Here is a 12755-nt window from a genome sequence, read left to right on the forward strand (position 1 = left end):
TGAACACAGCCGCGGCGCCACCCCCGACACCCATCCCCAAACTTCGAAGAGACGCCACCATGACCCGACAACCGCCCAGCGAACTGGCCGCGCAGGACATCCAGGCCCATCTGCATCCGTTCACCAATCTGGCCGACCACGCCGCCGTGGGGCCGTTCGTGATCACCCGGGGCGACGGCATTCACGTGGAGGACGAACACGGGCGGCGCTACATCGAGGGCATGTCGGGCCTGTGGTGCAGTTCGCTGGGCTTCAGCCATCCGCGTCTGGTGGCCGCAGGCATCCGGGCCCTGCAGACGCTGCCCTACTATCACACCTTCAATCACCGGTCCAACCCGGCAGTGGCCGAACTGGCCGCCAAACTGCTGGCACAGGCCCCGGTGCCCATGGCCCGCGTGTTCTTTGCCAATTCGGGCTCGGAGGCCAACGACTCGGCCGTGAAGATGGTCTGGTACTACCACAATGCCATCGGCCAGCCGCAGAAGAAAAAGATCATCGCGCGCCAACGGGCCTATCACGGCGTGACGGTGGCTGCGGCCAGCCTCAGCGGGCTGGTGGCCAACCATCGGGACTTCGATCTGCCCATCGACCGCATCCTGCATGTGGAATGCCCGCATCACTACCGCTATGGCCAACCGGGCGAAAGCGAATCCGATTTCGCCACCCGCCTGGCCGAGTCGCTGGAACAGCGCATCCTGGCCGAGGGGCCCGACACCGTGGCGGCCTTCTTCGCCGAGCCCGTGATGGGGGCCGGCGGCGTGATCGTGCCGCCCGAGACCTACTTCGAAAAAATCCAGGCGGTGCTGCGCAAGTACGACGTGCTGCTGGTCGCCGACGAAGTGATCTGCGGTTTCGGCCGCACCGGCGAGATGTTCGGCTCCACCACGTTCGGCATGCAGCCCGACATCCTGACCTGTGCCAAGGCCCTGACCTCGGGCTACATGCCGATGTCGGCCGTGATGGTCTCGGCCAAGGTACACGATGCGCTGGCCGCCAACAGCGGCAGGATCGGGACCTTCGGCCACGGCTACACCTACTCGGGCCATCCGGTGGCGGCGGCGGTGGCGCTCGAGACACTGAAGGTCTACGAAGAAGACGACATCGTGGGGCAGGTCCGCCGCGCGGCACCGGCCTTCCAGCGACAGCTTCGAGCCCTGGCGCAACGCCGCAGCGTGGGCGAAGCGCGCGGTGTCGGCCTGATCGGCGCCATCGAACTGGTCAGCGACAAGGCGGGCATGACGCCCTTCGATCCTGCGCTCAAGGCGGGCGCCACCGTGGCGCGGCTGGCGCAGGAACGGGGGCTGATCGTGCGTGCCATGGGCGACACGGTGGCGCTGTGCCCGCCGCTGATCTCGACGGCCGAGCAGATCGATGAGCTGTTCGCACGGCTGAATGCAGCGCTCGACGCGTTCGAGGCCCACACGGCAATGCCCTCTTCTGCGCCCGCCCTGCAGCCGCAAGAGGCTTGAACCATGCAGGCCTTCTTTTCGCAAGACCAGCTGCTGCACGATCCGCAGCAGTTCATGCGGCTGGGGCGTATCAGCAAGCCGACCGATCTGGCCTCGCGTGCGCACGCGCTGCAGGCTGCGCTGGCGGGCTTCGGGATCGAGACCCACGAGCCAGCGGACGCCGGCCGCGCGCCGCTCGAGAAGGTGCACGCCCGGCATTACCTCGACTACCTCGAAAGCGCCTACGAACGCTGGCGTGCACTGGCACAAACGGGGCTCGAGCCCGGCATCGAGGTGCTGCCCAATCTGTCGGCCTACCACGGAGCGCAGCCCGGCCACCAGCGGCCGCCCTGCCCCTCTTCATCGATCGTGGCGCAGACGGGCTACTACATCGGCGACCTGGCCTGCCCCCTCGGGGCCCACAGCTGGCGTTCGATTCTGCGTTCGGCTCACAGCGCCGCAGCGGCGGCACAGGCGCTCTGCGACGGACAACGGCTGGCCTACGCGCTGTGCCGACCGTCGGGACACCATGCCTATCACGACCGTGCCGGCGGCTTCTGTTATGTGAACAACAGCGCCACGGCCGCGCAGCACCTGGTCGACGGACTGGACCCGGCGCGCCGATCGCGTGTCGCGGTGCTGGATGTGGACGTTCACCATGGCGACGGCACACAGAACATCTTCTACACGCGAGACGACGTGCTCACGATCTCGACGCATGCCGCCACCGACAACTATTACCCGTTCTATGTCGGTTACGCCGAAGAGACCGGCCACGGCGCCGGTGTGGGCTGCAACCTCAACCTGCCGCTCGCGCACGGCAGCGGCAACCCGGCTTTTTTTGCCGCGCTGGCGACCGCCTTGCAGCGGCTGCGCGATTTCAGGCCCGACGCGCTGGTGCTGGCGATGGGCTTCGACACCTACAAGGACGATCCGCTCGGCGTCTTTGCGCTGGACATGGCCGCCTACAGCCACATCGGGCAGCAGTTGCGACTGCTGGGCCTGCCGCTGGTCATCGTGCAGGAGGGCGGCTACCTCGTCGAGGCGCTGCAGCCCGGCCTGAGCGCGCTGCTCGACGGCCTCGGAGCCTGACCGGATGACGACCCGGCCGCCTCCATCTCCCCTGGCCTCGCCGACGGCCGATTCGGGGCCGGCTCAGCGCCGTGGCGTGCTGCTTTTTCTGTGCGCGCTGGTGGCGTTTGCCTGCTACGACGCCTTTGCAAAACAGATGCTCGAGCGCCACAGCCCGGCCGTGATGAACCTGACGCGTTATGCCGCCATTTCGTGCATGGCGCTGGCCCTGCTGGTGCAGCAGCCGGTGTCGTGGCGATCGCTCTGGCGCTTCTGGCGCCAGCCGCATCTCGCCCTGCTGATGGCGCGCAGCCTGACGCTGGCCATCGTGGCCACCTGCTTCATGACCGCGCTGGTGACCATGCCGCTGGCCGAGGCCACGGCCATCTACTTCACCGCCCCGCTGATCATGGTGGCGATGTCGCCCTGGTTGCTCGGCGAGCGTGTCGGGCGGCCGCAGTGGCTGGCGGTCTGCGCAGGTTTCGTCGGCATGCTGCTGATCGTCCGGCCGGGTGCCAGCCTGCCGCTCGCCGGCACGCTGCTGATGGCGGTTGCGGCCGTCTGCTACGCGCTGTTCCAGATGCTCACCCGAAAACTTTCGGGCAAGGTCGCGCCGCAGATCCAGTACGCCTACATGGCGCTGACCTGCCTGGTGGTGACCAGTGTGCCCGGTCTGCTGTGGGCCAGCGGTACGTCCGATCCGATGCCCGGCGGCGAGGCCCTTCCGGATGCGATGGAATGGGCGGTGCTGCTGGCCGGTGGCGTGTGCAGCGGCATCGCGCAATTGCTGCTGCTGGCCGCCTTCCGGCGGGCGCCGGCCTCGACGCTGGGGCCGCTCAACTACATCCAGCTGATTCTGGCCGTGCTGCTCAGCACCTTCTGGTTCGGCCGCCCACCCGACGTGCCGGCGCTGTGCGGCATGGCCTGCATCGCGGCCGCGGGCGTCTCGCTGGCCTGGCGCCGTCCACCGCGCCGCATGGCCTGAGTTCGACCGTCCAAACGCTTTTTCCGGATATCTCATCGCATGGAGAACTCTATCCCGCACCCCCAGCCCACCGCCCGCATGGCCGGACGAGCCACGTTCTCGACCCTCGAACGTCCCGATCTGGTCGCCACGGTCGAAAAGCAGATCCAGGACGCGATACTCGACGGCCGCCTGGCGCCCGGCGCACGCATCGTCGAGGCCGACCTCGCACGCCGCATGGGCATCAGCCGCGCCCCGGTGCGCGAAGCCGCCCGCCGGCTCGAGAGCGTCGGCCTGCTCATCTCGCGGCCCCGCCATGGTTTTGCCGTCCGCACCATCAGCACACGCCAGGTCGAAGACCTCTATGCCGTGCGCATCGACCTCGAACTGCTCGGGGCGTCGCTGGCCTGCCGGCACGCCAGCGACATGCAGCTCGCCCGCCTGCTGCCCATGGTCGACAACATGGCAGACCAGGCCCTGGCGCTGGACCAGACGGCACGCGTGGCTCTCGACCTGTCGTTTCATGCCTACATCTCCGAAATCTCGGGCAACAGCTATCTGCATCGGCTGTTCGGCAACATGCAAGCCGAGGTGCGGCTGTTCCTGTCGCTCAGCGAGGCCAGCTACGAAGATCCGATCTACCTGGCCGAAACCCATCGCCCCATCGCCGTGGCGCTGAGCCGGCGCGATGTCGAGGCCGTGCGCGGCGCACTGCGCCATCACCTCGAGGTGGCATGCGAACACGCCCGTGCATGCGTCGAGCAGGCCGGGCTCACACAGGCGCCTGCGCTTTCGGGCTCCGATCGGGATCCCCACCCGGGCCCTGATCCCGACTCTTCCGCGCTGGAAAAGCCCCCCGGGCCGAAGGCGTCTTCCACCCCATCGAGTCACGGAGACCGGCGATGAGGACGACTCGGCAAGACCCCGCATCGGCCCCCGTGGCCATGGTCAGCGGTGCCACGCGGGGCATCGGGCTGGCCATTGCACGCGAACTGCTGGCCCATGGCTGGCGTGTCAGCGCAGGCTGCCGCACACTGCCCCATGCGGGCGTGGACGCGCAGGCCGAACAATGGCTGGCCTGCCCCTTCGATGCCGCGAGGCCGGAGACCGAAACCGCCTGGGTGCAGGCCACCCGTTCACACTTCGGACGCATCGATGCCATCGTGCACAACGCGGGCGTGCTCAGCCGGCAATCGGTGCTGCAGGCCAGCAGCGAGGACTTCGATGCGCTGTTCGAAGTCAACGTGAAATCGCCCATGCGCCTGACGCAGTTGGTCTGGGCCGATCTGCTGGCCGCGCCGCAGGGCAAGGTGCTGATCATGGCCTCGCTGGCCGGCAAGCGGGTGCGCTCGGCCGATGCATCGCTCTACGCCATGAGCAAGTTCGCCGTGCTGGCGCTGGCCCACGGGCTGCGTCATTGCGGTGCGGGGACACGGGTGCGGGCCACGGCGATCTGCCCGGGCTTCGTGGCCACCGACATGGCCAGCGGCGTCGATGCCGACCTGCACGCACAGCTGACGCAGCCCGAGGATGTCGCGCGCTTGGCCCGTGTGGCACTGGAGCTGCCCCCGACGGCCAGCGTCGCGGAGATTCCCGTGAGCTGGTCCATCGAATCGCAATTCTGAGCCGGAACGTCGTCTGCAGGGCATTCCGCCTTGCTCCTTTTTATCGATGCAGGAAGCCGCATGAAAGTCATCTACAGCGATCATCACCAGGACCACGATCCACAGCAATTCATCGTGCGCGGCCGCATGAAACGCAGCAACGAGCAGCCCGAGCGCGCTTTCCTGCTGGCCGGCGCGGCACGGGACAACGGCCACACGCTGGTGCAGACGCAGGACTTCGGCGCGGCACCGCGCGCCGCCATCCACACGCCGGAGTACCTGCGATTCCTTGCCACGGCCTGGGAACGATGGCAGGCGCTGGACGACGCCTCGGACGAGGTCACGCCCAACGTGCATCCCTTCCCGGGCCAGCCCTGCACCTACCCCGACAGCCTGGTCGGACAGGCGGGCTACCACATGGGCGACATGGCCTGCTCGATCGGCCAGCACACCTGGAACGCGGCCGTGTGGTCGGCCCACGCCGCCACTCATGCAGCCGCGCTGGTCCTCGAAGGCGAGCGGGCCACCTACGCGCTGTGCCGCCCGCCCGGCCATCATGCCTACGCCGATCGCGCCAACGGATTCACCTATCTCAACAACGCCGCCATTGCCGCGCAGTATCTGCGCCGGCAGCACCCCCGCGTCGCCATACTGGATGTCGACGTGCACCACGGCAACGGCACCCAGGGCATCTTCTGGCGCCGCAGCGACGTGCTGACACTGTCGCTGCACGGCGATCCGCATTTCTGCACGCCGTTCTTCACCGGCCACGCGCATGAACGCGGCGAAGGCGAGGGGCTGGGCTACAACCTCAACTATCCGCTGGCGCGCGGCACCGGAACGGACGATTACCTGCACGCATTGGCCCGCGCCTGCCAGGCCATCCGCGACTTCCAGCCCGGCGCACTCGTCGTCGCGCTGGGGCTGGACGCACACGAGCGCGATCCCTACAAGGCCCTGGCCGTCAGCACCGAAGGTTTTGGCCGCATCACCGGCGAGATCGCCCGCCTGGGCCTGCCCACGGTGTTCGTCCAGGAGGGGGGCTACCTCTCGCCCGATCTGCCGCTCAACCTGGCCAGCGCATTGCGCGGCTTCGAGGCCGTGGCCTGACCGTCTTCGTCCCCCATCCTTGCCGATCATGAGTGCAACCCGCATGCCCCTCGCCGCCCCCGCGTTCTCTCCCGTCGCCACGCCTCTGTCGGCTATCCCGTCACTGCCGTCCTTCGACAGCCTGCCCGAAGCGGCCGTGCTCAGCGCGCCACCGGCTCCGGTGAGCACGTCGCAGGCCCTCGCGCTGCTGCAACGCCATTACGGCATCCAGGCCGATCTGCAGGCGCTGTCCGGCGAGCGAGATGCCAACTTCCTCGTCGGCCCGCATGTTCTGCCCGACGGCCAGGGGCACACGCCCCGCCGACTCATGCTCAAGATCTCGCACCCCGTCGAAACGACGGAGGTCGCCGATTTCCAGACCCAGGCACTGCTGCATCTGGCACGCCATCATCCGGCCCAGCCCGTACAGCGCTTGCTGCCCACGCGCGACGGGGCCTTCAGCGCCGTCACCTCTGCGCTGGGCGAGAGGCCGCGCGTGGTGCGGCTCTTCAGCTATCTCGAAGGGTTGCCCATGCCCCAGGCCCCGCATTCGCCGGGCCAGCAGGTCAACGTCGCACAGACACTCGCACGGCTGGACAAGGCCCTTGCCGGCCTGCCGCCCCAGCCGGCGGGCCAGCGGCGTCTGCCATGGGACATCCAGCATGCAGACAGCGTGCGCAGCCTGGTGGCGCTCATCGCCGCGCCCGAACGCCGCGCCTGCGTGGCCCGTGCGCTCGATCGCTTCGCAAGCCATGTCCAGCCCCGGCTGAAGACGCTGCGGCGCCAGGCCATCCACAACGACTTCAACATCTACAACCTGCTGGTCGATCCGTTGCAACCCGACCGCGTCTGCGGCATCCTCGACTTCGGCGACATGGTCGAAGGTCCGCTCATCGACGATGTCGCCGTGGCCGCCTCGTACCAACTCGACGAAACCGGCGACGCGCTGCAAGCCATCGCAGAATTCGCCCGGGCCTACCATGCCATCCATCCCCTGACGCCGGACGAACTGGCCTTGCTGCCCGGCCTGATCCGCGCCCGCCTGGCCATGGTGGTCTGCATCGGCGGCTGGCGTGCCGCACGGGACCCGGGCAATGCGGACTACATCCTGCGCAACAACCGCCTGTCTTGGGCGCGCCTGACGGCCTGCGACCGCATCGACGACGAGCAGGCCTCCCTTGCGCTGCGATCGGCCTGCGGGCTCGCACCGGTCTGACCGACGCGCCCGAGCCGGGGCCCGCCGCCATCGTCCATCCGAATCCATCCGATCCAACGCCTGCCCATGTCCCCATCGACAACTCCTTGCCCGTCGCCCGCCTCTTCAACCCCCACCGCAACACAGGCGCGTCCACCGGATGCCGTATCCGATGCCGAACTGATGGCACGCCGCAACCGCCTGCTGGGTCCGGCCTATCGACTGTTCTACGAACAGCCGCTTCAGTTGGTTCGCGGCGAAGGCGTGTGGCTGCATGGCGCGGACGGGCGACGTTATCTCGATGCCTACAACAACGTCGCCTGCGTGGGGCACTGCCACCCGCATGTGGTCGAGGCCATTGCCAGGCAGGCCTCCACGCTCAACACGCATACCCGTTACCTGCACACGCTGGTGCTGGACTATGCCGAGCGGCTGCTCGCGACCCTTCCCGGCAGCCTGAGCCACGCGATGTTCACCTGCAGCGGCAGCGAGGCCAACGATCTGGCGCTGCGCATCGCGCGCACCCACACCCGCGCACAGGGCGTCATCATCACGGCCAATGCCTATCACGGCGTCACCGCCGCGCTGGCCGAGGCGTCTCCTTCGCTCGGCGCCTACATCAAGCTCGGCGCAGCCGTGCGCACCGTGCCGGCGCCCCAGAGCTACGGCGTGCCGCCCGACCAGGTCGGCGCAGCCTTCGCTCAGGGCGTGCGCGCCGCCATCGCCGATCTCGAATCCCATGGACTGGGCACGGCCGCGCTGCTGGTCGATACCGTGTTCTCCAGCGATGGCATCTATACCGATCCCCCCGGTTTTATGGACGAAGCCGTGCAAGCGGTTCACCGGGCCGGCGGTCTCTACATCGCCGACGAGGTCCAGCCCGGTTTCGGCCGCACCGGCGAGCACTTCTGGGGCTTCATGCGCCACGCTGCCATGCCCGATCTCGTGACCCTGGGCAAACCCATGGGCAACGGACAGCCGGTGGCCGGCCTGGCCGTACGGCCGGACGTGGTCGCCACCTTCGCGCGCGAATGCCGCTACTTCAACACCTTCGGCGGCAACCCCGTCTCGATGGCCGCCGCAAGCGCCGTGCTCGACGTGCTGGCGCACGAGGACCTGCAGACCCGGGCCCGCGAGGTCGGCCGGCACCTGCGGCGGCAGCTACGCGAGGTGGCGAAGCGGCACCCGGCGCTGGGCGACATCCGGGGCGCAGGCCAGTTCACCGGCGTCGAACTGGTGTCCGATCCCGCCGAAAGGCAGCCCGCCGGCGCGCTGGCGCAACGCCTGGTCAATCGCCTGCGCGAACACGAAGGCGTGCTGCTCGGTGCGACCGGACCGCAAGCCAACATCCTCAAGATCCGTCCCCCCCTGGTCTTCACGCCGGCACATGCCGATCTGTTGGCCACATCCATCGACCACGCGCTGTCGGCCATCGGGGCCTGAGACCGCCCGGCGGATGCTTCGGCCCATGCGACCGTGCCGCGCTGCGCCTGGTCACGGCCGGCGGTCGAAGCGGCAAAAATGGCAAACGCGGCGACTCAGGCCGTGCGGCGCGGCTGCACACCGCACCAGGTGACGATGAACTGGATCAGCGTCGCCGTCACCCGCTTCATGCTGTCGAGCGATACGGCCTCGTCGATGCCGTGGATGTGCCGGGCCAACGGCCCGTAGTTGGTCACCGGCAGCGAAGTCGAGAGCTGGAAATGCCGCCCGTCGGTCGTCGCCGTGCAGGCCAGCCGGCTCGGTGCGACCCCTGTCGCCTGCTCGTGGCAAGTGGCCAGCAAGGCCATGGCCGGGTGCTCGAGGTCGTACACGCAACCCGGCGAATGGTGTCCGCGCGCATCGATCTCCACCACCAGGTCGGGGTTGAGGGCGGCCACCTTGTCCCGGATGCGCGCGCTGATCTCGGCCAGCGCGTCGTCGGCGCTCACGTCGGGGAAAAAGCCGCAGCGCAGGCCCATCGTGCAGGTGCACGGCACGGAAGAGTTCCATTCGCCGCCCTGTATCGTGCCCAGGTTGAAGTTGATGGGATGCGCCACGTCCATGAACGCCGGATGGCGGTTCTCCGGCGCATTCCATTCGGCCTCCAGCAGCTTGAGATCGGCCATGACCGCGATGCCGGCTTCGATCGGGTTGAGGCCGCTGTGCATGTAGGCCACGTGAGCCGGACGGCCGGTCAGCGTCACGCTCAGCCAGCACACGCCCACCTGGGCCGACATCAGCGTCTCGCCGAACGGCTCCGGGATGATGACCGCATCGAAATCCGTCAGCCTGGCCTTGCCGAGCGCGTTCTGCAGCGCATGCAAGGTGGCCAGGGTGCCGTTGCCCGTGTTCTCCTCGTCGAGCACGGCATTGAAACCCACGATGCCGGCGGGCTCCAGTCCCCAGTCCCGCAGGGCCTTGAACGCCGCGAGGGTGCAGACCAGTCCGCCCTTCATGTCGCCGGCGCCACGGCCGTGCAGCCAGCCGTCGTCGACATAGGGCTCGAACGGCGCACGGCTCCACAGCCCCAGCGGACCGGTCGGCACGACGTCGAGATGGCCATTGAACAGCACGGAACGGCTACCCGGATCGCGTCGCACCGGCACATGCCGGGCCAGCAGGTTGTAGCGGCCGCCATCGGGGTCGCACGGACACGAGAACATCGGATCGTCCTCGATCAGGCGGCTGTCGAGCACGATCCGCTCGGTCTCGAGCCCCAGCTCGGCCAGCAGGCGCTCCATCGCCTCTGCGGCCGGCTGCTCGGCCCCCGAGGGACTGGCCGCGGCAACCAGCGCGGACAGCGCCTCGACCATGTACGGCTCCAGTCGCGCCACATGCGCGTGGATGTCCGCCATGCTGGGGAGGGTTACGGGCGGGCGGGTCTCGCCGGCGGGGAAGGAAACAGGCTGCATCGGGTTGAACTCTGAAAAAACAGACCGGGACGCTTGCGCACGGTTGCCACGCGTCCCTCATGCGTCACCCATCGGCTGACGCAATATCCGTACCCTGCCCGGCGGCCCCACGCACGGGCGGGTGTGCACAAAGCCGAAGCGCGATGCACATCGGATGTGCGTTTTTGCCGATTGCCGGGTGTCGTCTGCATGCCTAGCATGGTCCTATCGACTGGCGCTGGATTGGACTGGCGCTGCCCAGGCCCACCCAGACACCCTCCATGCATTTCGATCTCTCGGAAGACCAGGCCGCCTTTGCCGCCGCCGCCCGTTCCTTTGCCCGCCAGGCGCTGGCGCCGCATGCGGCCCAGTGGGACGCCGAATCCATCTTTCCACGCGAGGCACTGGCCCAGGCCGGCGAACTCGGTTTCTGCGGCCTCTATGCGCCGCAGGACATCGGCGGCCTGGCCCTGCCCCGGCTCGACGCCACCATGGTGTTCGAGGAACTGGCTGCCGTCGACCCGTCCACCACCGCCTACCTCACCATCCACAACATGGCCACGTGGATGCTCGGCACCTGGGGCACCGAGACGGTGAAAGCCGAGTGGGGACCGGCGCTGACAGCCGGTCAACGCCTCGCCTCGTACTGCCTCACCGAGCCCAACGCGGGTTCCGATGCGGCCTCGCTGCAGACCCGGGCCGTGCGGGACGGCGACGACTACGTGATCACCGGCACCAAAGCCTTCATCTCGGGCGCAGGCGCCACCGACCTGCTGGTGCTCATGGCACGTACCGGCGAAAGCGGCCCGGGCGGCATCACGGCCTTTGCCATTCCCGCACAGGCCCCGGGCATCGGCTACGGCAAGAAAGAACAGAAGATGGGCTGGAACAGCCAGCCCACGCGCATCGTCAACCTCGACGGCGTGCGGGTGCCCGCCAGCCATCGGCTGGGACAGGAGGGCGAAGGCTTCCGCATCGCCATGAAGGGGCTCGACGGAGGCCGCATCAACATCGCCACCTGCTCGGTCGGCGCCGCACAGGGGGCCTTCGACGCCGCCCGGGCCCATCTGCACGACCGCCGCCAGTTCGGCCGCCCGCTGGCCGATTTCCAGGCCCTGCAGTTCAAGCTCGCCGACATGGCCACCGAGCTCGTGGCGGCGCGCCAGATGGTGCGGCTGGCAGCCAGCCGGCTCGACGCCGGCGACCCGGAAGCATCCACCTACTGCGCCATGGCCAAACGCTACGCCACCGATGCGGGTTTCGGCGTGGTCAACGATGCATTGCAGTTGCACGGCGGCTATGGATACATCCGCGAATATCCGCTCGAACGGCTGCTGCGCGATGCCCGCGTGCACCAGATCCTCGAAGGCACCAACGAAATCATGCGCGTGATCATCGCGCGCCGATTGCTCGACACGCGCCGGCCCTCCGATATCCGCTGAGCGACACGCACAGCTTTTCATACAACAGGAGACTCTCACCATGAACATCGCATTTCTGGGCCTCGGCAACATGGGTGGCCCCATGGCCCTCAATCTCCACCGCGCCGGGCACACCGTACGGGCCTTCGATCTCTCGCCCGCCGCCCTGCAGGCCTACGGCGCACAAGGCCTCGCCGTCGCCGCCTCGGCCCAGGAAGCCGCAGCCGATGCCGAAGCGGTGATCAGCATGCTGCCGGCCAGCCGGCACGTCGAGTCGCTCTACCTGGGCGACGGCCAGCAACCCGGCCTGTTCGCCGGCCTGGCGCGCGGCACCCTGGTCATCGACTGCAGCACCATTGCCTCGGCCAGTGCCCGGCAGGTGGCGGCAGCCGCACAGGCGCTCGGCATCCCCTTCATCGACGCCCCCGTTTCCGGCGGCACCACGGGTGCAGCCGCCGGAACGCTGACCTTCATGATCGGCGGCGAGACCGGCGACGTCGAGCGCGCCCGGCCCCTGCTCCAAGTCATGGGGGCCAACCTGTTCCACGCCGGTCCGGCAGGCGCAGGCCAGACCGCCAAGATCTGCAACAACATGCTGCTGGGCGTGCTCATGATCGGCACCTGCGAAGCCCTCGCGCTGGGAGAAGCGAACGGTCTCGATCCCGCGGTGCTGTCCGAAATCATGCGGCGCAGTTCCGGCGGCAACTGGGCACTCGAAAAGTACAACCCCGTGCCGGGCGTGCAGCCCCACACCCCGGCCTCGCACGACTATGCCGGCGGCTTTGCCTGCGACCTCATGCTCAAGGACCTCGGCCTGGCGCAGGACAATGCCAGCCAGCTTCGGGCCGCGACCCCGCTGGGCGGCCTCGCTCGCAGCCTCTATGCCGCCCACAGCCTGGCTGGCAACGGCACCCTCGACTTCTCCAGCATCCTGCGGTCCCTGCAGGCCGCACAGCAGAAATCGCTATCAAAATAGAAAAACGATTTTCGAAAACACGATGGAATATCGGAAAATTTTCTCAAGATTAGAATGAAGGTTTAATGAACCGGCTCCAGCCCGACTCCGCGGGCTCACGAGCCGACCTCACCG

The 12755-nt window shown here is 68.2% G+C and carries 11 protein-coding genes; 10 read left to right on the forward strand and 1 reads right to left on the reverse strand.

The genetic code is table 11. The features are described 5' to 3' along the window. Positions 1-59 precede the first annotated feature (59 nt). The 8 genes from EC845_RS04345 (at position 60) to EC845_RS04380 (ending at position 8814) form a co-directional block, all read left to right on the forward strand. Positions 60-1469 (forward strand): aspartate aminotransferase family protein, encoded by a 1410-nt coding sequence (locus EC845_RS04345; RefSeq protein WP_123295955.1) that lies wholly within the window; start codon positions 60-62, stop codon positions 1467-1469. A gap of 3 nt (positions 1470-1472) precedes the next feature. Beyond that, positions 1473-2540 (forward strand): histone deacetylase family protein, encoded by a 1068-nt coding sequence (locus tag EC845_RS04350; protein WP_123295956.1) that lies wholly within the window; start codon positions 1473-1475, stop codon positions 2538-2540. Between the two features lie 4 nt (positions 2541-2544). Further along, positions 2545-3504, forward strand: a complete 960-nt coding sequence (locus tag EC845_RS04355; RefSeq protein ID WP_123295957.1) for a DMT family transporter — start codon at positions 2545-2547, stop codon at positions 3502-3504. A 39-nt stretch (positions 3505-3543) separates the two neighbouring features. Next, a complete protein-coding gene (locus tag EC845_RS04360; RefSeq protein ID WP_233597924.1) occupies positions 3544-4389 on the forward strand; it encodes a GntR family transcriptional regulator in 846 nt (281 codons plus the stop codon). Continuing rightward, positions 4386-5108, forward strand: coding sequence for an SDR family NAD(P)-dependent oxidoreductase (locus EC845_RS04365; protein WP_199739720.1), 723 nt, complete (start codon positions 4386-4388; stop codon positions 5106-5108). The genes EC845_RS04360 and EC845_RS04365 overlap by 4 nt, the downstream gene beginning before the upstream one ends. A 60-nt stretch (positions 5109-5168) precedes the next feature. Continuing rightward, positions 5169-6197 (forward strand): histone deacetylase family protein, encoded by a 1029-nt coding sequence (locus EC845_RS04370; RefSeq protein WP_123295960.1) that lies wholly within the window; start codon positions 5169-5171, stop codon positions 6195-6197. A 43-nt stretch (positions 6198-6240) separates the two neighbouring features. Continuing rightward, complete coding sequence (locus EC845_RS04375; RefSeq protein ID WP_123295961.1) at positions 6241-7392, forward strand: phosphotransferase; 1152 nt, start codon at positions 6241-6243, stop codon at positions 7390-7392. Positions 7393-7554: 162 nt separating this feature from the next. Continuing rightward, complete coding sequence (locus EC845_RS04380) at positions 7555-8814, forward strand: aspartate aminotransferase family protein (protein WP_123295962.1); 1260 nt, start codon at positions 7555-7557, stop codon at positions 8812-8814. Between the two features lie 95 nt (positions 8815-8909). Here the strand turns inward: EC845_RS04380 and EC845_RS04385 are convergent, their stop codons facing one another. Beyond that, a complete protein-coding gene (locus EC845_RS04385) occupies positions 8910-10265 on the reverse strand; it encodes an ArgE/DapE family deacylase (RefSeq protein WP_370451237.1) in 1356 nt (451 codons plus the stop codon). Positions 10266-10525: 260 nt separating this feature from the next. Between EC845_RS04385 and EC845_RS04390 the strand changes: the two genes are divergently transcribed. Then, positions 10526-11686 carry an acyl-CoA dehydrogenase family protein gene (locus tag EC845_RS04390; protein WP_123295963.1) on the forward strand — a complete coding sequence of 387 codons (1161 nt, stop codon included), beginning with the start codon at positions 10526-10528 and terminating at the stop codon, positions 11684-11686. 40 nt (positions 11687-11726) lie between these two features. Then, a complete protein-coding gene (gene mmsB, locus EC845_RS04395) occupies positions 11727-12641 on the forward strand; it encodes a 3-hydroxyisobutyrate dehydrogenase (RefSeq protein WP_123295964.1) in 915 nt (304 codons plus the stop codon). Positions 12642-12755 lie beyond the last annotated feature (114 nt).

Source organism: Comamonas sp. BIGb0124 (genome assembly GCF_003752175.1).
Taxonomy (GTDB): Bacteria; Pseudomonadota; Gammaproteobacteria; order Burkholderiales; family Burkholderiaceae_C; genus Comamonas_F.

Coding starts and splice junctions, on each gene's coding strand:
- EC845_RS04380 (WP_123295962.1), top strand. CDS start 7,555: ATGGCACGCCGCAACCGCCTGCTGGGTCCGGCCTATCGACTGTTCTAC.
- EC845_RS04350 (WP_123295956.1), top strand. CDS start 1,473: ATGCAGGCCTTCTTTTCGCAAGACCAGCTGCTGCACGATCCGCAGCAG.
- EC845_RS04390 (WP_123295963.1), top strand. CDS start 10,526: ATGCATTTCGATCTCTCGGAAGACCAGGCCGCCTTTGCCGCCGCCGCC.
- EC845_RS04355 (WP_123295957.1), top strand. CDS start 2,545: ATGACGACCCGGCCGCCTCCATCTCCCCTGGCCTCGCCGACGGCCGAT.
- EC845_RS04365 (WP_199739720.1), top strand. CDS start 4,386: ATGAGGACGACTCGGCAAGACCCCGCATCGGCCCCCGTGGCCATGGTC.
- EC845_RS04360 (WP_233597924.1), top strand. CDS start 3,544: ATGGAGAACTCTATCCCGCACCCCCAGCCCACCGCCCGCATGGCCGGA.
- EC845_RS04345 (WP_123295955.1), top strand. CDS start 60: ATGACCCGACAACCGCCCAGCGAACTGGCCGCGCAGGACATCCAGGCC.
- EC845_RS04375 (WP_123295961.1), top strand. CDS start 6,241: ATGCCCCTCGCCGCCCCCGCGTTCTCTCCCGTCGCCACGCCTCTGTCG.
- EC845_RS04385 (WP_370451237.1), bottom strand. CDS start 10,265: ATGCAGCCTGTTTCCTTCCCCGCCGGCGAGACCCGCCCGCCCGTAACC.
- mmsB (WP_123295964.1), top strand. CDS start 11,727: ATGAACATCGCATTTCTGGGCCTCGGCAACATGGGTGGCCCCATGGCC.
- EC845_RS04370 (WP_123295960.1), top strand. CDS start 5,169: ATGAAAGTCATCTACAGCGATCATCACCAGGACCACGATCCACAGCAA.